This is a genomic window from Solibacillus ferritrahens, assembly GCF_037027585.1.
In the GTDB taxonomy this organism is placed as follows: domain Bacteria; phylum Bacillota; class Bacilli; order Bacillales_A; family Planococcaceae; genus Solibacillus; species Solibacillus ferritrahens.
This window is the reverse complement of sequence record NZ_JAXCLE010000013.1, coordinates 85,145-103,812: the sequence shown is the minus strand read 5'-3', so window position 1 is coordinate 103,812 and position 18,668 is coordinate 85,145. Positions and strand designations below refer to the sequence as shown.

Sequence of the window (18,668 nt, the reverse complement as noted above, 5' to 3'; positions counted from 1 at the left end):
CGTTGGTATTCGTTAAAAATTATTTTACTCATGATGTTCTCCCGTTCTTAAATCGTATGGTCAGTATAACGAGGATTTCTAGTAATGAAAATAGAAAAAACCCGAATAGGTCACTTTTTTTAAAGTGTCCACTATTCGGGGTTCAGTTCAGTTGTCGCTAACCTTTTCCCTCTTATTTCACTAATTTACTGATTGTTTTAAATACGTCGCCTTTTGCCACTTGCTGCATTTCAAATAAGGCCATTTCTACGCTTGTTAAGGTAGCTCCAAGTTGTACCATTTTCTGTATGCCTATTTCACTGTTCCGTGCAGTACGTGACGATACACAATCTGCCAGCACGTCCACTTCATAGCCATTCGCAAGTAAATGTGCAGCCGTTTGATAGACGCAAATATGTGTTTCAATGCCAGCTAGTAGAATTTTTTTGCGCCCCGTTTGCTCTAAAGCACGTACAAACTCCTCTGTATCGTATGCACTAAACGTAATTTTTTCGATTGGTTTTTCATCTTCTAAATGTTTTGCAATACGTTCATCTGTTGCTCCGAGCCCCTTAGGATACTGCTCAAGCCATAAAATTGGTAACTCAAGTAGCTTTGCCCCTTGTACCACATTGGCTATATTGTTTATGATAAATTCACTTTCATCGACAATTTGGGCCAATTTCCCCTGGATATCAATAAGTACTAGTACCGCTTCTTCTTTTTTAAGCATTAAAATTCCTCCCCTTTACATCATTCTACTATATTATACTGAATTTATCGGATAAAAGAATCCTATAGTCTGCATTGAAACGAAATAGAGTACCATGTATAGTGATAATAGAAATGGAGGATTTACATGCTACGTCTTAGTTGGCTCATAAGTTTGGGCATTAGTTTATTTGGTGTAATGATTATTCAGCACTTTTTTACGGTTAAGCCAGATGATGTTGCCGATGGCGGTAATCTTGGTGCACTTGGTTTAGCACTTGTCGCACCATTTATATTATTAAGCTTATTTATTACATATCGCTTTTTTGTTGTAAGCGCGCGCAATGCTAAAGATCATATAATGCGGATGATCTATTTTATATTTGGCGTTGCTCTGCTCGTTGTTTTGATTTTTTATGCAATTGACTTTAAAGATAGTGTATATGCTTCGCTTGGAGGCGACACGAGTACACCCGGCTCTGTCATTTTTGGGTTTCCAGGTTTAAATGAATATACAAACCATGTCTTTTTAAACTTTTACACTTTTGGCATCGTACATACAATCAGTGGTCTAATCGGCACAATTGTAGGAATGACAAAGTCTGATAAACAAATTCAACCGTAAATAAAACCCGAATGCTAAAAAATTGTGCATTCGGGTTTTAAATATATTTATGAAATTATCTTACTTCTGCGCCAGCTTGTGCTAATGCTTTTAATACTTTATTATGTGCTGCAACTACTTCTTCATCTGTTAGTGTACGCTCTGGGTCAAAGTATGTTAATGAGAATGCCACTGATTTTTTACCAGCCGTCATTTTTTCCCCTGCATATACATCAAATACTTTTACATCCTTTAATAAAGAAGTGCCTGCACCTTTAATAATGCTTACAATTTCGCCTGCTGGAGTCGCTATATCCAGTTCTAATGCGATATCACGGCTCATTGCCGGGAAGCGCGGAATCATTGAATAAACAAGCTCTTCTTGTGTCGCACTTAAAATGGCATGCAAGTTTAATTCGGCTACATACGTTTCTTTTACATCAAATGCCTTTTGCTCTTGTGGGTGAAGCTGAGCAATGACCCCAACTTTCTCGCCATCCAATAATACATCAGCTGTACGACCAGGATGTAAGCCGTCTACTTGCGCTTTTACATAGCCTACACGAGAAGATAAGCCTAATTTTGCAAATACCGCTTCTACAATACCTTTTGCAACGAAGAAATCAACGTTTTTCTTCTCACCTTGCCATGTATTATCAATCCATTTACCTGTTAATACAAGTGCCAAGTGCTCTTCTTCAAATGGAAGTTCTTCCGCAGTTTGACCAAGGAATACAGAACCAATTTCATATAATGCCACTGTTTCCGCCTGACGTGCTACGTTATAGCTTGCCGCCTCTACTAAGTGAGGGATTAAGCTCTGACGTAGTGTAGAGCGCTCTTCAGACATAGGCATTAATAACTTTGTCGTCTCTTCAGCTTTTAGAGCAAACTTTTGAGCATGGGAAGCAGAAGTTAAAGAATAAGTTACTGCTTGGTATAGACCTGCTCCTTCCATAACATTACGTACAATACGGCGTCCTGCTTGATATGGCGTTAAGCGGCCAACTTGATCACTCGCCGGTAAGCTTACAGGAATCTCATCGTAGCCATACATACGTGCTATTTCTTCCACGATATCTTCCGGAATTTTAATATCCTGACGTCGTGTCGGAGCATCAATGATTAATAAACCATTAACTGCTTCCACATCAAATTTTAAGCGCTCTAAAATGGACAGCATATCCTCTAAAGATATCTTCATACCTAAGCGGCCATTAATGAAGTCAGGTGATACAACTACACGGGCTGGTGTCTTATCTAACTCATCAACAAGCACTGTACCTTCCAGTACTTCTCCCCCTGCTAATTCAGCAAGTAACTGTGCTGCACGTTCAGCAGCAGGAAGGACACGGTTCGGATCTACACCTTTTTCAAAACGTGCAGAAGAATCCGAACGTAAGCCAATTTCTTTTGAAGTACGACGTACAGATGCTGGGTTGAAGTATGCAGATTCGATTACTACTGTCGTTGTAGTATTTGATACTTCTGATTTAGCACCGCCCATAACACCTGCTACTGCTTCAGCTTCTTGACCATTTGTAATAACAAGGTTATGTGGTTGTAATTTACGCTCCTGATCATCAAGAGTCGTCATCACTTCCCCTTCACGAGCCATACGTGTAACGATTTCACCAGTTGCTAACTTGTCATAGTCGAACGCATGTAATGGTTGACCGTACTCCATTAATACGTAGTTTGTAATATCGACTACGTTATTGTATGGGCGTACACCTGCTGCCATTAGCGCATGCTGCAACCATAATGGAGATTCTTTTACTTCAATGTTTTTCACAACTTTCGCTGCGTACATTGGGTTTGCTTCTTTATCTTCTACTGTTAATTTTAATACATCTGCCGCTTTTTCAGCTGAAGCTGTATAATTAATTTTCGGTAATTTTACATCTTGAGATAAAATTGCTGCTACTTCATAAGCAACACCAAGCATACTTAATGCATCCGAACGATTGGGTGTTAAACCAAGCTCAAGTACTGTATCACGTAAGCCTAAAACTTCTAATGCATCCGCACCTGGAGTTGAATCTGCAGGTAAAACATAAATTCCTTCAGCATAAGCTTTTGGCACAAGCCGACCTTCAATGCCTAACTCTTGAAGTGAACAAATCATACCGTTCGATTCTTGACCACGTAATTTTGCCTTTTTAATTTTAATGCCTCCAGGTAATTTCGCACCTGGACGCGCTACGATTACTTTTTGACCTGCATCTACATTTGGAGCACCACAAACGATTTGTTGAAGTTCTTCTTCGCCAACGTCTACTTGGCACACATTTAATTTATCTGCTTCCGGGTGCTTTTCTTTTGATACAACATGACCAACTACAACATTTGACATCCCTAGTGAACGGTCAATTACTGCGTCTACCTCAATCCCCGCACGCGTAATTTTTTCTGCTAATTCATTTGCTTCTAAAGAAGAAATATCTACATATTGACTTAACCATTTTAATGAAACTAACATTTATATTGTCCTCCTTCTTACACTTCTGCCTGGTGGAATTGTGATAAGAAGCGCGTGTCATTTGTATAGAAATGACGAATATCATCCACACCGTATTTTAACATTGCGATACGCTCGGCACCGATTCCGAATGCGAAACCTGAAACAACCGTTGAATCATATCCAGCCATTTCAAGTACGTTCGGATGTACCATACCGGCACCTAAAATTTCGATCCAGCCTGTTTGTTTACATACGTTACAGCCTTTACCTGAGCATTTATGACAAGATACGTCCACTTCTACAGATGGCTCTGTGAATGGGAAGAATGATGGACGTAAACGAATTTCGCGTTCTGCACCGAACATTCTTTTCGCAAGGGCATCCAAAGTACCTTTAAGATCTGACATGCGAATATTTTCACCAATTACAAGACCTTCAATTTGCATGAATTGATGAGAATGTGTTGCATCGTCTGTATCACGACGGAATACTTTACCTGGACAAATTACACGAATCGGCTCGCCTTTTTTGGCTTCCATCGTACGTGCCTGTACTGGTGAAGTATGTGTACGTAATAATGTTTCTTCTGAAATGTAGAATGAATCCTGCATATCCCGAGCTGGATGACCTTTAGGCAAGTTCATCGCTTCAAAATTATAGTAGTCTTTTTCTACTTCCGGACCTTCTACAATTTCGTATCCCATTCCTAGGAATAAATCTTCAATTTCTTCAATTACGCGTGTTAAAAGATGGCGGTTTCCTGCACGTACTTTTGCACCTGGTAATGTTACATCGATTGATTCGTTTTCAAGCTGTGCTAAAATTGCCGCCTCTTCTAATGCAGCTACCTTTTTCTCAAGCTCAGCTGTTACATTTTCGCGTACGGTGTTCACAAGGGCACCCATTTTCGGGCGTTCTTCAGCTGAAAGTTTCCCCATTCCTTTTAAAAGATCCGTGATTGGTCCTTTTTTACCTAAGTACGCAACACGAACTTCGTTTAATGCTTTTAAATCGCCAGCATCAGTAATTTTGGCTAATGCTTCTTGTTCTAATTGCTTTAATTGTTGTTCCATTTTACAAAGTCCTCCTTATTAAGTTTTGCAAATAATGTTCTGCCTTTGAATACGTTGATTTCCGTTGCGGTTACGCTTTCCGCGGGCAAGAATTAGAGTCAAACTTGTTTGTCTCTAATTCTTTGCGCCGAGGATGGCGGCAATTTATTGCGGCCACCGCAGAAGCACTGTCACGCTATTCCCGCAGGAGTCGAACCTCCACTCCAATCAACTAGTTTGTGTTAATAAATAATCAAATTTACAACTTTATTTACATTTTTGAAAATAAAAAAACCTCGTCCCCTAAGAAAGGGACGAGGACGAGTTTCGCGGTACCACCCTAGTTATTGCGTTAAGCAATCACTTCATTGGAGCTAACGACTATGTCTAGCCGGCAATCCTTTCACCACAAGTGGATCCCGGATGCTGCTCGCGGGGTGAACTTCACTATACAATTTGTTAGCAAGCTTTCAGTCATTGGCTTGCATTCCCTAAAACAAATGTTGTATACCTACTCTTCCCGGTCAAAGCATTTCGTAATATATTCTCCACCTAGTTTAATGTATTACTGAATACTTTTCAACTAGCTGGAGAAATTTTAACGATTACATATCCCAGATTAGAATTAACAATGTACCTAAAATAGTAAGTACAATTAAACCAATACCGTAAATGATGTTTGAGTAGATAGCCCATTTGTCTTCTGTTTCACCAGCATGCATGAATACCATGAACTGTAAACCTGCCTGAATGAATGCTGTTACTAACAGGATGATCATTCCAGTTGTGAATGACATATCTGTGAAGTAAACAAGCATTGCAATCACTGTTAAAATCAGTGAAAATACGAAGCCCATAATTTGGCCTATTGGAAAGAACTTTGCCATAGATTACATCATTCCTTTCAAGTAAATGAAACTGAAGATGAAGATCCAAACTACATCTAGGAAGTGCCAGTAAAGTGAGAATACGAATGCTTTACCCGCTGTTACAGAAGTCAGACCACGTTTAGCGATTTGAATCATAAGGAAGATACCCCAGAATAAACCGAACGTTACGTGAAGACCATGAGTTCCTAAAGTTGTTAATAAAATTGAAGTGAAGGCACTTACAGTAATACCTGCACCTACATGTGCATAGTGTACGAATTCATAAATCTCTACACCTAAGAATGCCGCACCAAGTAGTAATGTAATCCCCATAAATGTCAACGTCGCTTTTTTACTACCTAGACGCATGGCATGTATGGCTAAACCAATTGTAAAACTTGATGTTAACAGGATGAATGTCTCTGCTAATACTGGAGTAATTTCGAAAATTTCCGCAGCAGTTGGACCGTTACCTGTACGATCCACTAGCGTGAAGTACGATGCGAATAATGTTCCGAATAACATAATCTCCGCACCTAGGAAAGTCCAAAAACCAAAGATTTTTAAGCTATTTTCTTCAGTAGAATACTCTAAAGGAACATTGTTATTTACTTTACCCATTATTTCGCACCTCCTTTTTTGTCATAGCTTTTTTCTGTTTCTTCCACTTCATGTTTGTGGATATGATAGCCATGGTCGTCCTCCATAGAACGGTAACCCATACAAGCTAAAATACCGATTAAGCTGATGATTGCTAAAGTAAACATACTGAATACTAGAGCGAAACCACCGATGAAGAAGAATACTGATAATATAAATGTTTGACCTGAGTTATTTGGCATGTGAATATCTTTAATTTCACCTTTGAATAACTTCGTGCCATTTTTCTTAGAATCCCAGAATGCTTCTGAAGTTGAATCAGTTACGTCTGGAGTAATTGCAAAGTTATAGTGTGGAATTGGCGTATGTGTCGCCCACTCAAGACCACGTGCATCCCATGGATCTGAACCGATGTCGCGTGGAGAGTTTTTGAAACTGTACCAAATATTCCATACAAGCATTAAGAATGAAACAGACATAATACCAGCACCAACGAATGATAACATGTTTAACATGCTGAAACCTGTTGATTCTGAATATGTGTACATACGACGAGCTTGACCATCTAAACCAGTAATGTACATTGGAATGAACGCTAGTACGAAACCTGTAGACATTACCCAAACTGTTGCTTTACCGATACGCTCATTTAACATGAAACCAAACATTTTTGGCCAGTAGAACGTTAAACCTGCTAACATCGCATAAACAACACCAGGAATGATCACGTTATGGAAGTGAGCTACTAAGAACATTGTGTTGTGGTATTGGTAGTCAGCTGCTGACATCGCAAGCATAACACCTGTTACCCCACCTAATGTAAATAAAGGAATGAAGTGCATCGCATATAACATCGGCGTTGTCATCTCAATTTTCCCTTTATACATTGTGAATAACCAGTTGAAAATCTTAACCCCAGTTGGGATGGCGATAGCCATTGTTGTAATTGAGAAAATCGAGTTCGTGAATGCACCTTGACCCATTGTAAAGAAATGGTGAGTCCATACAGCGAACGAGAATACTGAAATAACGATCATTGACCATACCATTGAGTTATAGCCATATAAATTACGACGTGAGAATGTCGAAATAACTTCAGAGAAAATACCGAATGCCGGTAAGATTAAAATATATACTTCAGGGTGACCCCAAACCCAGAATAGGTTGGCCCAAAGCATGTCCATACCACCGTCTCCGATAGCAAAGAACTTAGTATCGAATAGACGATCCATCGTACCCATAGCTAAAGCTACTGTTAATACTGGGAATGCAAATACGATAATTAAGTTTGCAATAAGTGCTGACCAAGTGAACATTGGCATTTTGAATAATGTCATACCTGGTGCACGCATTTTAAAGATTGTCGTTATGAAGTTAATACCTGTCAATAACGTACCAAGACCCGCGATTTGCAGCGAGAGCATGTAGTAGTTTGTACCAACGGATGTACTGAACTCATTACCCGCTAATGGGAAATAAGAAGTCCATCCAGAATCAGGTGATCCACCGATAATGAATGAGATATTAAATAATCCCATACCCATGAAGAATAACCAGAATGCTAAGTTGTTTAAACGTGGGAACGCAACGTCACGTGCCCCGATTTGTAATGGTACTAAATAGTTAAAGAAGAAAGTAATGAATGGCATTGCCATGAATAAAATCATTACTACCCCGTGAGTTGTAAATACTTCGTTATAGTGTTGTGCATCTAAGAAGCTGTTTTCTGGAACAGCTAACTGTAAACGCATCATTACGGCATCGACACCGCCGCGGAATAGCATTACTAAAGCGACGATTAAATACATGATACCGATTTTTTTATGGTCAACAGTTGTAATCCATTCACGCCATAAGTAACCCCATAATTTAAAGTAAGTAACAACAGCTACTAACGCGATACTTCCTAAAACTATTGAAGCCATTGCGATATAAATCAAGGTACTTGGGTGTGGAACTGCAAACTGTGCAAAAAATTCCGACATAGTAGTTACTCCTTTCAAAAGTGCTTACTTTCAAAAATTAATGTGAAGAGTGATCCTCTTCTTCTTTTTCATCTTCATCTGAAGAATCGTGGTTGTGTTCAGGAGCTGGTGAGAACTCTAAATGAGTACCTGTGTAAGTTGACTTACCAAGATGACCTGGCTCCAATAATTCTTCAAACTTTTCTTCTGTTAGAGGTGCAGCCGTTTCATGAACTTCTGTTACCCACTCGTCAAATTCTGCTTGCGTTAAGGCCGTTACATCAAATATATTTTCTGCTGTACCACGACCTGAGAAGTTCGCGTTACGTCCCCAGAATTCGCCTGGGTTATCAGCAGCTAAATGTAAAGTTGTTACCATGTCTGCCATCGCGTATTTCTGACCACCAAGTTGTGGAATCCAGAAACTTGTAATTGGACCGTAAGAATATAGTTTAAATTCAATTGCTCGTCCAGCAGGAATGTATAAGTAGTTTACTGTTTCAATTCCTTGCTCTGGGTAGCTGAAATGCCATTTCCAGTTGGATGATGAAGCATAAATTACTAATGGTTCCTGATCTTCGTATGCTTGAGGAACATTTTCTACAATATAGTTACTCTTAACAGATACGAACGATAAGAAAATAACGATAATTACAGGAATACCAATCATAATTGTTTCTACAAGCCAGTGACCGTGAATGTGCGGTGGCTCATAATCTGGACTTTGTTTTGAAGCGCGGTACTTAACTAACATAAATACCATAATTGCTAATACTGTTAGAACAATCCCTGACATCAAATAAATTAATAACATTGTGTCGTCGGCTTGTCTTTGAGCTTGAGGACCTTTAGGATCAAGTACTGCTAACTTGTCGTTACAGCCTGCTAATAAAATAGCTCCTAGTCCCATGAAAGAGAGTAATGTTCCCTTCATATTTACTTTCATAGTTGGACTCCTTTCCAATTAAATAAAGCTTGTTAGATCTTGCTTAAGCGCTTTCATCTGAGAGCGAAAATAAAATAGTGAAAATAGTGCAATTCAATTGAATAAATTCACTTACAACTTTTAACACTATGCATATAGTGTTAAATACAATGGATAATCCCCCAATCCATCATTACCAAGTTGGAATTTTAGATTGAAGTCCATAATTAACAGTTTGCACAAAATTTTCGAAAGCATTATATTTTTATTTTTCGTGCGGAAATTTAAAGCGCTTGTCTAACCTACTTAGATTTTAGTGAAACAACAAATAAGTGTCAAAACATCAAATTGGAAAAAAACCTTATTTCTTACTATTTTCGCACCTTTATTTATTAGTATTTTAAAATAATGTCGAAAAACACAGTAAAACCGCGTAATTGCGAGCAAATAAACTGTTCGATTTCAAAAATGACATTTCTATGAACATAATGAAGTAATTCTTTTGGGACTAATCAGAAAAATCCATTTGCCCTATTTTACTGGATTTATTTACATAAAACTGCCTGTAAATACCAAAATACAGGGGTTTCATAGGTGTGAAGATTCTATGAAACCCCTGTATATTTTTTTGTTTTATTTTACAAAAGCATATAATAAAATCCCGGTAGCTACAGCTACGTTTAAAGATTCTGCACCACCTAGAATCGGAATAATTACATTTTGGTCTGTCTTAGCCAAAATTTGCGGATTTATACCGCTCCCTTCATTCCCTACTATTAGTGCGAATGCATCACTTTTTTCAATTTCTCTATAGGATATCGATTCTTCTAATGAAGTACCGTATACACGAACACCATCCGCTTGTAAATTTTCAATCCATTCCATTAAGTCCCCTCGGATAACTGGAATATGAAAATGTGAGCCTTGTGCAGAACGCAATGATTTTGGATTAAAAGCATCGACACATCCTTTTCCTAAAATGACTGCATCTATTCCCGCTGCATCAGCAGTTCGAATCATTGTTCCTATATTACCAGGATCCTGTACTGCGTCCACTAAGAGCACTTTGCGCCAATCATATTGTTCATCCTGCGGAATAGGGCGCTGTTTACAATGTGCAAATACACCTTGGGATTTTTCAGTTTCTGCAATTTCCTTTGCAACTGCATCGTTAACATATACTAATGTCACATCGTCAATCGCCCATAATAACGGCAAATCAACGCCTTCTCGAACAATAACTTGAACGATTTGCTCTTTGTGCTTTAAAGCTTCTTCTACTAAGTGGAATCCTTCTACTATATATTCTTCTGTTTTTTCCCGCTCTTTACGCTGAGTAACAAGCTTTTTCCAATGCTTCACTAGACCATTTTGTGTTGATTCAATTCTTTTCATAATTTCCCGTCCTTTTTCAGTACTCGAATTTACATTCTATCATAAATTTTTCGTAATCTATACCGCGATGCAATGTATAAAGTTGATAAATTGGTACAAAGTATGGGAAAAGGAGGTTTCATATTCATATGGATTTTCAGATTCGGCAAGCTATTACTGCAAACGTAATGGGTTCTGATGCAGCAGAATTTCAGGATATTGTTAATGATGCAATTGCACGAGGTGAGGAACATTTATTGCCTGGACTAGGAGTATTTTTAGAAACATGGTGGAAGAGCGCAAGTGAAAATGAACGTAATGAATTCACCCAAAAATTGGCCCAACAATTTGTTAATTAAAATTAGTATGTTCCATTGCTAGTATATAAAGTGATGTTTACATTTTTTTATACAAACAAAAAGCAATCTGGCGTCTCCCAGATTGCTTTTACTATGTAGCGATGAAGCATTCCATCTTGAATACATACATCACCTGTAATCCTGCTATAAATCGTCACAGCGTCTCCCGTTATGATTCGTATTGGACTACTACATAATTTGCTCGCTCTACCTGCTTGCAAATCTGTATGGAAGCAGATGTGCCTACAACCCGCAGTACACCCTCTACTTGATCTTTAAGCTAATAAAGATACTAAAACTGCTTTTTGAGCATGTAAACGATTTTCCGCTTGCTCAAATATATAGGAATTTGGTCCATCAATAACTGATGTCGCAACTTCTTCCTCACGGTGTGCCGGTAAACAATGCAAGAACATATAATCTGGCTTAGCATGCGCAACTAGTGCATCATTTATTTGATAACCAGTAAAGTCTTTTAATCGTTTTTCCGTTTCCTCTTCTTGACCCATTGAAGTCCATACATCTGCATATATGGCATCAGCATTAGTTACTGCTTCTACTGGGTCATTCGTTACGAATACTGTCCCCCCATTTTGGGAAGCAATGTATTGCGCTTTTTCGATAATACTTTCATTACATTCATACCCTACTGGAGTCGCAACAGATACATGCATTCCAACATGCGCAGCAGCAACGATAAGCGCATGCGCCACGTTATTGCCATCACCAATGTACGCTATTTTCAATCCTTTTAGCTCGCCTTTATTTTCAGCAATTGTTTCAAGGTCCGCCAATGCCTGACAAGGATGATCGAGATCTGTTAAACCGTTAATAACCGGTACTGTAGCATACTCAGCTAACTCTTCAACCATCGCATGGGAATTAGCACGAATCATAATACCATCCAAATACCCAGACAATACTTGCCCTGTATCTGATATTGGTTCCCCACGCCCTATTTGCATATCACGCGCATTCATATACATTCCATATCCACCTAACTGTATCATGCCAACCTCGAAGGATACACGAGTACGAGTGGAGCTTTTTTCAAAAATCATGCCAAGTGTCTTACCTTCTAGTAGACGTGGACATTTCCCCGCTTTAGTAACTGTTTTCAGTTGTGTAGCAAGCTCAAGTAATTGCTTTACTTCCTCACTTGTATAATCAAGTAGTGTTAATAAGTCTTTTCCCTTCAGACTTTCAACAGGCTTCAATTGAACCTCTTCCAATAATTTCATATAACACACCTCTGTAAGCTTTATCTTGATTTTCATTATACATATGCATATTTATTAAATCAAGCGAATTAATATAAATTTTTATAATTAATTAAATTATTCAATAATTATACATATTCACTATCTAGACGGTTATGACGAAAAAATTACTTAAACGACAATTTTGTGTTTTACAGGTAGAAAATTATTAATTTACCATTGAATTTCCATTAACTTTTAAGCATAATATTTTAAAGAGTTGTTTTTTTGTGGAAATTCACTTAAAACGATAGTAAAGAATTATAAGGAGGAATCATTATGCCAAATGCTACACATACAGTTAATTTACCGTTATCTAATCAAGTTACATGGGACTTTTTAAAGGATTATAATAATTGGGCACCTTTAATGCCGGGTTATATTGCGCATGAAGTACAAAATGAATCACAGTTTACGTGGATTTACTTAGCAGATTTAGGCTTTACGAAAAAGACGATTAAGCTTCAGGTTGATATGAAAGAATTCACTGAGCTGTCTGAAGTGAAATTCGACTTAAAAGGGCTTTCCGATAACTTTGAAGGCAGTGGCTACTTTAAGCTTTCTGAAAACAGTAGTGATTCTGTGCAAGTGACGGGTAGCTTGGATCTATCTGCAGGTGGATTTATGGGCATAATGATTAACTCTGTTTTAGAAACCTTCGTACCGCAAGCAACAAAAGATTTAATCAATTCTATTGAAACAAAGCTCACTGAGTTACATAGCGTAAAGTAACTAGAGGATGTGGGTAAAATAAAAACATTAATTTTTTCCTTCCGAGAAAATTAATGTTTTTTACGTTAACTTCAATTACTCTATGCTAGAGGATATTGTATAATCCATTAAAAATTCAATTTTCTCATCAAATTCACTGCATATACTAATACATAGATTATTCATAAAAATAGTCTTTACAGTGAATCTCATCTTTTGATAACTACTGAAATGAGCCATGTTTTCATTAATACCTTCTCCCGTACATTTCAATATGGCTTCTTTCCTCGTCCAAATCTCAGAAAATGTAGTTCCTTCTTTTATTTTTTGTATTTCATCTTTATGCAAAATCCAAGAATACAAATGTTCATTATAGATTAAATCATCTTTTTCTATATCTATGCCTACTTTACCTTGCTCGCTTAATACATAAATTAACGTATCATCATTATGTGACCAATTTATAAAAGAAGAAGAATTTAAAATAAAAGGCTTCCCATTTGAATCTTTTTGAATGGCCACATTACCTAACCGGTCTTTTATTAATTCGGTCGCCCATATTTCTTTTGGGCTGTTAGAATCCACTTTTGTCTTCCACTTATTTTCCAAATATACTTTCATAACATAAATTCTCCTAAAAAGGGATGTATTAAAAGTTTTTGACTTTTAATACATCCCTTGTGATTATGCGTATACAGCTACTTTAATAAATTGCTGTTCTGAAGCATATTGAATTAATTTACCGATGTACTCTTTTTCTATTTTAGGTAAATGTTCAATTTTTAGTAGCTGCATCGTTTGTTGGCTATCAAAAATTGCGTTAGTATCATTTGCTCCGTCGCCATCTAATTGTGCAACGGCTAGATTTTTTATTTCTTCACTCATATTGCCACTTAAAATATAGTCTTCATAAAATGATTTCTCGACCATTTCTATTGATAAATCCAGTTCATTTAATATTGAAACGAATTGTGCAAACGGAATCGGATTTGGGTGACAAACATGATATACACGAACAGCATGCTCAGCTGTCAATGCTGATTTCACTACTACATCTGCTGCAAAATCAATTGGCGTGAAATCTACCATCCATTGTACATTTGGCGCTTTATTCACTAAAATCATCAGCTTTAACATTCGATAAAATGCATTTTCATCTATATTGCTTTGGAAATGTCCATCACTGTAGCGTCCTGCTAAGTTACCCATTCGGTATACGAATACTTGTTTACCTGTTTTTGCTTGGTCCAAAATCCATTTTTCAGCCTTCATTTTCGTATCTGTATAAACACTATCCAGCTGTAAATCTTCAGGGATCTCTGACATATATTTCACGTCATTCCATTTTCCTTCTATTAATAGATCCTGTACAACGCCTACTGTTGAAATATGGTGGAACGTGATATCTGAATTTATACTTACTAGTTCAAATATATTTTTAGTACCTTGTACATTCACTTTTTCAAAATGTTCCCGATTTCCAAAGTGTCTTACATCTGCTGCTGAATGGATAATGGCATCGATTTTGTTGGCCAGCTCTGTAAAGACCTCTTTCGATAAACCTAAAAATTGTTTAGTTAAGTCCCCGCTAATAACCGTAATAAGAGAATGCATATTACAATTGAAGTATTTTTGCATTGTTTCATATACTCGTTGCTCGGCGTTTTCTCCACGGACAAGTAAAACTACTTCTTTCCCTTCATCCAGCAATTTTTTGGCAATATGACTACCTAAAAATCCGGTAGCTCCTGTAACCAATACTCTATTCACTGGCATTACTTTTTCTTTGATTGACATTATCGGCCATTCTGTTAACTTCGTAAACTCCCCATTAAATTCAACTTCTTTATTTACTGAAGTTTTGATTACTTTTTCAGCTAAATTTTCTATTGTTTTTAAATCGAAAAAATCTTTAATCGTCAATGCAGGATATGTCTGTTTTACATGAGCTAAAATTTCAATAACCTTTAACGAATGTCCACCAATATCAAATAAATTATCGTTTACACTAACCGAATCAATTTTCAGTACTTTTTGCCATACAGCAACAAGGTCGCTTTCTACTTTATTGCGCGGTGCAATTATTTCTCTTGAACCCATCAAAGACACACGATCAGCTTCAATTTTCTCCAGTGCTTTTCTATCCACTTTACCTGTTGGTGCAAATGGAATATCTTCCAGTTGCTTCAACTTAGCCGGAAGCATATAGCTCGGCAAATCTGCCTTTAATATCTCGATAATGGATGAATGATCAATATGATCGGTAGAAGTGAAAAAGGCCTTTAATATTTGATCATCTTCTTCTTTTTCAACGACTACAACTGCATTATTTACTCCATCAATTTCATTCATCTTCGTTTCAATTTCAGCTATTTCAATTCGATGTCCACGGATTTTAACTTGCGTATCCTTACGTGAAACGAATTCAATGTTACCATCAGCCAATTGCTTTACAAGGTCCCCTGTTTTATAAACGATTCCTTCATAAATATTGGAATCAAAAGGATTTTGAACAAATACTTCTTTTGTCTTTTCTTCATTATGTAAGTAACCTAAGGAAATCCCGACAGAAGCTACCCATAGCTCACCCACTTCATTTACTTCACATTGTTTTCCATCCTCATTGACTATGTAGACTTTATTACCTGGTAATTGCTTACCAATCGGAACACTATAGACATCATTTGAAAGGTCCTTTGGAACTTCATAAGCTGTTGCCATGACTGTAATTTCAGTAGGACCGTATAAATTGAAGAATCTCGTTTTATCACCAACAAATGATTTGAATTTTCTTGCCAAGTCACCTGTTAATAATTCTCCACCAACACCGACTAGTTTTACAGAGGTAAATAAATCTGAATTTTCTTCTGTTAAATGATTTACAATTCGATTAAAGAAAACAGTCGGTAATACCGGAATAATAGTAATCCCTTCATTTTTTACAACGTTAAGAAAATTACTTTCAGCCATTCGTTCTTCGTCATCTATTAAATAAAGCATTGAACCGGTTAATAATGATAAAAATGTATCTAATACAGACGCGTCAAAGCTATATGTAGCAAATTGTAATATTCTATCCTGGTCATTTACTTGCCAATCTTTTTGCATATAATCCACTAAGTTTAAAATTCCCTTTTGGCGAATTAAAGTTCCTTTTGGCTTACCAGTTGTACCTGATGTGAAGATTGTATAGCACGGATCTTCCACTCGATCATTTACATCTCCAAATAAATCGGCTGATTTATTGGCATAGATTTTTTCTAACTGCAAAATATTCATTGAGGGATTATGCTGTAAGAAACTTAGATTTTGCTCTGCACCCGCATTTGTAATAATAAATGAAGTATTAATATCTTCTATAATATAGCTGTTTCGCTCATTTGGGTGAGATGGATCTAAAGAAACATACACTCCACCAGCTTTTATAATACCTAATAATGAAACAACCGTATCGACGCTTCTTTTTAAATAAATTGCTACAAAGCCACCCTTTTCAAAACCATTGTCGATTAAATAACGAGCTACTTTATTGGACTCATTATCCAATTCAGTAAATGACAGTTGACGGTTTCTCTCCTTTAAAGCAATTGCATCCCCTTGCTTTAAAACAATTTCATTAAATTTATGTAAAATAGTATCCATTAACTTATCATCCTTTCCAAAAATATATGTATTCATTCACCTATATAAACTAATTAAGGAGGCATTTAACTTTCAAATGCCTCCTCTGAAATTTAATATGCGATTAAAACTCTTTAATTTTTAATCGTACTAACAACTTCTTCTAATTCCTCGGAAGTGACTTTTAAGTTCTCAGACATATTTCGGATATTGCCTAAAGTACCACGTTGGTTTTCTACATTCGTAGCTATACCTTCATATCCGTCTACAATTTCGCTAGCATTTGTAGATAATGTAATAATCATGGCTGTAGATTCTTCTACGCCTGCGGAAATTTCCTCTGTAGCCAAAGATACTGATTGCAATTTATCCGTAATTTCTTTATTAAATTCATAGATTTTATTGAACATTTCGTTTGTATGCAGAGTAGATTTTTTCCCACCATCTACACCAATTTTTATGCTTTCCATAAACTTTTGTGCTTCTGTTACCGCTTCTCGTACACGTCCAATCAGTTCTTGAATGCCTTCTGTTGATTTAGCTGACTGCTCAGATAGCTTTTTAACTTCCTGTGCGACTACAGCAAACCCTTTTCCATGTTCTCCTGCACGCGCAGCTTCAATACTTGCATTTAATGCCAATAAATTAGTCGCATCTGAAATATCTGTAATAATCTGTAGAAACTTACCGATTTCATCGGATAAATTTACTAAAGTACCAATATTTTGATTCGAATTTTCTACATTTACTACAATGGATTCCATTTGATTCGTTACATCTGCGATTGCCTTGCTACCATCATTCGAATATGCAGTAACGTCTTCAGCGTATTTGTATACATCAGTTACATCCACTGCAATTTGCTGAACTTGTCCAGACATCTCTTCCATCGATAATGCTGCCTCTTCAATTGAAGTTTCTTGCCCTTTTAAATTCGTTTTCATGTTTGTAACCGCGCCGGTAATTTTATCAAATGTATTAAATGTTGACATAAAAGCATTTTCCAATTGAATGGAGTCTTCTTTTACTTTCCCAGCTGAAACATTCACACTGTTTACAATATTACTTAATGAGGAAATCATCTCATTGAATCGTGCATTTACTGTGCCCAATTCATCTTTTCCTTCTGGTATATTAACCGTTAAATCGCCTTTACTTGCTTTATTAATCCCTGCCAACAAGTAAGTTAAAGGTTTTAGCTGGGATTTAATAACGAAATACTGCACAAGAATTGCAATGATTAATAATATTGCCAGTATGATTGATGACCACATTAACAATCCCATTTGACCTTCACCAACACTTGAAGCATTTACATCAATAGCATAATAGGCAATTAAATCGTTTTGTGCATTGAAAATTGGGTACATAAACGTTAACCATGTACCATAGTCATCTTTATAAATCTCTGTAAATTGCGGTTTGCCTGTTTCTTTTAAAATATTTAATCCCTCAACGACAATATCCGGCTGTTCGTATAAAGTACCAGGTTGTAGGCCTTCCCCTTTAAACATTTCCCAAATCGCATCATCGAATGAAATTAATGACGTTTCATTGTTCTTTTCTCCTGCTAATTCAACCCCATAAATATAGCCTTGTGCTACTACAGGATTATATTCACTCATTTTGTTGAACATATCTGTATATTTTTTATGTACAGGACTTTGAATATTTGTTTCCTGTATTAATTGTTCAACTTCATTTCCATCTAGCTTTTCGTACCAAGACTCAGAAATATCCTGTGTCTGTTCTCTTAACTGTTCCTTTAATAAATATCCCTGTACAACATAACTTATACCAATAAGAACTGTCCCTACAAATAAAATTGTTACTATAGTAACTAATATGTTTTTTGTGAAAAATGTTAGATTTCGAAACATGTTTATCCTTCCTTTTTCCTGATTATTTTGTTTCCATTAATTATTCCGTTAAAAATTGGCAATAAAATCATGTAAATCATTTTAAACCCAGTTATAAACTATATCATTGAAACTACTTCTTTTCGAGTGAGCATAGTCCCTTTGTAACGTTTTATATTTTTATAAATTATTCATTTTTTAGTAAAATATACCTAAGCGACATATATTTATTAAAATTCAGATAATTCCAATATAAATTCATTTAATATAAAAACAAAAGAAGCCGAAATATTAGCATTCAGCCTCTTAACAAAAAG

At 36.5% G+C, this 18,668-nt stretch carries 15 protein-coding genes and 1 other annotated feature; of the genes, 3 read left to right on the top strand and 12 right to left on the bottom strand.

All coding sequences use genetic code 11. The features are described 5' to 3' along the window. Window positions 1-172: 172 nt before the first annotated feature. The gene (locus SNE38_RS13515; protein WP_191702849.1) at window positions 173-712 is read right to left on the bottom strand and encodes a hydrolase; all 540 of its coding nucleotides are present in this window, start codon (window positions 710-712) and stop codon (window positions 173-175) included. Between the two features lie 126 nt (window positions 713-838). On the opposite strand from SNE38_RS13515, the gene SNE38_RS13510 reads away from it, so the two are divergent. Further along, window positions 839-1,315: a nucleoside-diphosphate sugar epimerase gene (locus SNE38_RS13510; protein WP_191702850.1), complete on the top strand. Its 477-nt coding sequence runs from the start codon at window positions 839-841 to the stop codon at window positions 1,313-1,315. A 55-nt stretch (window positions 1,316-1,370) separates the two neighbouring features. On the opposite strand, the gene pheT is transcribed toward SNE38_RS13510, so the two are convergent. The 7 genes from pheT to SNE38_RS13475 form a co-directional block, all read right to left on the bottom strand. Then, window positions 1,371-3,776: a phenylalanine--tRNA ligase subunit beta gene (pheT, locus tag SNE38_RS13505; protein WP_336046682.1), complete on the bottom strand. Its 2,406-nt coding sequence runs from the start codon at window positions 3,774-3,776 to the stop codon at window positions 1,371-1,373. Window positions 3,777-3,793: 17 nt separating this feature from the next. Beyond that, window positions 3,794-4,831 carry a phenylalanine--tRNA ligase subunit alpha gene (gene pheS, locus SNE38_RS13500; protein WP_191702852.1) on the bottom strand — a complete coding sequence of 346 codons (1,038 nt, stop codon included), beginning with the start codon at window positions 4,829-4,831 and terminating at the stop codon, window positions 3,794-3,796. A 286-nt stretch (window positions 4,832-5,117) separates the two neighbouring features. Next, window positions 5,118-5,347: a binding site (T-box leader), on the bottom strand. A 68-nt stretch (window positions 5,348-5,415) separates the two neighbouring features. Further along, window positions 5,416-5,697: a cytochrome aa3 quinol oxidase subunit IV gene (qoxD, locus tag SNE38_RS13495; RefSeq protein WP_191700527.1), complete on the bottom strand. Its 282-nt coding sequence runs from the start codon at window positions 5,695-5,697 to the stop codon at window positions 5,416-5,418. A gap of 3 nt (window positions 5,698-5,700) precedes the next feature. Continuing rightward, window positions 5,701-6,300, bottom strand: coding sequence for a cytochrome (ubi)quinol oxidase subunit III (locus SNE38_RS13490; RefSeq protein WP_191702853.1), 600 nt, complete (start codon window positions 6,298-6,300; stop codon window positions 5,701-5,703). Continuing rightward, the gene (gene qoxB, locus SNE38_RS13485) at window positions 6,300-8,264 is read right to left on the bottom strand and encodes a cytochrome aa3 quinol oxidase subunit I (RefSeq protein WP_191702854.1); all 1,965 of its coding nucleotides are present in this window, start codon (window positions 8,262-8,264) and stop codon (window positions 6,300-6,302) included. Before qoxB ends, SNE38_RS13490 begins: the two co-directional genes overlap by 1 nt. 37 nt (window positions 8,265-8,301) lie before the next feature. Continuing rightward, entirely contained in the window at window positions 8,302-9,189 is an 888-nt protein-coding gene (gene qoxA, locus SNE38_RS13480; RefSeq protein WP_191702855.1) for a cytochrome aa3 quinol oxidase subunit II, read from the bottom strand. Between the two features lie 612 nt (window positions 9,190-9,801). Beyond that, window positions 9,802-10,563, bottom strand: coding sequence for a TrmH family RNA methyltransferase (locus SNE38_RS13475; RefSeq protein WP_191702856.1), 762 nt, complete (start codon window positions 10,561-10,563; stop codon window positions 9,802-9,804). A 128-nt stretch (window positions 10,564-10,691) separates the two neighbouring features. On the opposite strand from SNE38_RS13475, the gene sspI reads away from it, so the two are divergent. Continuing rightward, the gene (gene sspI, locus SNE38_RS13470; protein WP_191702857.1) at window positions 10,692-10,901 is read left to right on the top strand and encodes a small acid-soluble spore protein SspI; all 210 of its coding nucleotides are present in this window, start codon (window positions 10,692-10,694) and stop codon (window positions 10,899-10,901) included. Window positions 10,902-11,176: 275 nt separating this feature from the next. Here the strand turns inward: sspI and argF are convergent, their stop codons facing one another. Beyond that, on the bottom strand, window positions 11,177-12,142 hold the full coding sequence (gene argF / locus SNE38_RS13465; RefSeq protein ID WP_191702858.1) for an ornithine carbamoyltransferase: 966 nt from the start codon (window positions 12,140-12,142) through the stop codon (window positions 11,177-11,179). A gap of 297 nt (window positions 12,143-12,439) precedes the next feature. Between argF and SNE38_RS13460 the strand changes: the two genes are divergently transcribed. Beyond that, window positions 12,440-12,892, top strand: coding sequence for a CoxG family protein (locus SNE38_RS13460; RefSeq protein ID WP_191702859.1), 453 nt, complete (start codon window positions 12,440-12,442; stop codon window positions 12,890-12,892). Between the two features lie 75 nt (window positions 12,893-12,967). On the opposite strand, the gene SNE38_RS13455 is transcribed toward SNE38_RS13460, so the two are convergent. The 3 genes from SNE38_RS13455 to SNE38_RS13445 form a co-directional block, all read right to left on the bottom strand. Next, window positions 12,968-13,492: a 4'-phosphopantetheinyl transferase family protein gene (locus tag SNE38_RS13455; protein WP_191702860.1), complete on the bottom strand. Its 525-nt coding sequence runs from the start codon at window positions 13,490-13,492 to the stop codon at window positions 12,968-12,970. Window positions 13,493-13,555: 63 nt separating this feature from the next. Further along, the gene (locus SNE38_RS13450) at window positions 13,556-16,513 is read right to left on the bottom strand and encodes an amino acid adenylation domain-containing protein (protein ID WP_191702861.1); all 2,958 of its coding nucleotides are present in this window, start codon (window positions 16,511-16,513) and stop codon (window positions 13,556-13,558) included. Window positions 16,514-16,626: 113 nt separating this feature from the next. Beyond that, on the bottom strand, window positions 16,627-18,372 hold the full coding sequence (locus tag SNE38_RS13445) for a methyl-accepting chemotaxis protein (RefSeq protein ID WP_191702862.1): 1,746 nt from the start codon (window positions 18,370-18,372) through the stop codon (window positions 16,627-16,629). Window positions 18,373-18,668 lie beyond the last annotated feature (296 nt).

Bases quoted from the DNA above. Each gene is read 5' to 3' on its own strand.
- SNE38_RS13475 (WP_191702856.1), bottom strand. From the start codon at position 10,563: ATGAAAAGAATTGAATCAACACAAAATGGTCTAGTGAAGCATTGGAAA.
- argF (WP_191702858.1), bottom strand. From the start codon at position 12,142: ATGAAATTATTGGAAGAGGTTCAATTGAAGCCTGTTGAAAGTCTGAAG.
- SNE38_RS13455 (WP_191702860.1), bottom strand. From the start codon at position 13,492: ATGAAAGTATATTTGGAAAATAAGTGGAAGACAAAAGTGGATTCTAAC.
- qoxA (WP_191702855.1), bottom strand. From the start codon at position 9,189: ATGAAAGTAAATATGAAGGGAACATTACTCTCTTTCATGGGACTAGGA.
- pheS (WP_191702852.1), bottom strand. From the start codon at position 4,831: ATGGAACAACAATTAAAGCAATTAGAACAAGAAGCATTAGCCAAAATT.
- SNE38_RS13515 (WP_191702849.1), bottom strand. From the start codon at position 712: ATGCTTAAAAAAGAAGAAGCGGTACTAGTACTTATTGATATCCAGGGG.
- SNE38_RS13460 (WP_191702859.1), top strand. From the start codon at position 12,440: ATGCCAAATGCTACACATACAGTTAATTTACCGTTATCTAATCAAGTT.
- SNE38_RS13445 (WP_191702862.1), bottom strand. From the start codon at position 18,372: ATGTTTCGAAATCTAACATTTTTCACAAAAAACATATTAGTTACTATA.
- SNE38_RS13490 (WP_191702853.1), bottom strand. From the start codon at position 6,300: ATGGGTAAAGTAAATAACAATGTTCCTTTAGAGTATTCTACTGAAGAA.
- qoxD (WP_191700527.1), bottom strand. From the start codon at position 5,697: ATGGCAAAGTTCTTTCCAATAGGCCAAATTATGGGCTTCGTATTTTCA.
- qoxB (WP_191702854.1), bottom strand. From the start codon at position 8,264: ATGTCGGAATTTTTTGCACAGTTTGCAGTTCCACACCCAAGTACCTTG.
- SNE38_RS13450 (WP_191702861.1), bottom strand. From the start codon at position 16,513: ATGGATACTATTTTACATAAATTTAATGAAATTGTTTTAAAGCAAGGG.
- SNE38_RS13510 (WP_191702850.1), top strand. From the start codon at position 839: ATGCTACGTCTTAGTTGGCTCATAAGTTTGGGCATTAGTTTATTTGGT.
- sspI (WP_191702857.1), top strand. From the start codon at position 10,692: ATGGATTTTCAGATTCGGCAAGCTATTACTGCAAACGTAATGGGTTCT.
- pheT (WP_336046682.1), bottom strand. From the start codon at position 3,776: ATGTTAGTTTCATTAAAATGGTTAAGTCAATATGTAGATATTTCTTCT.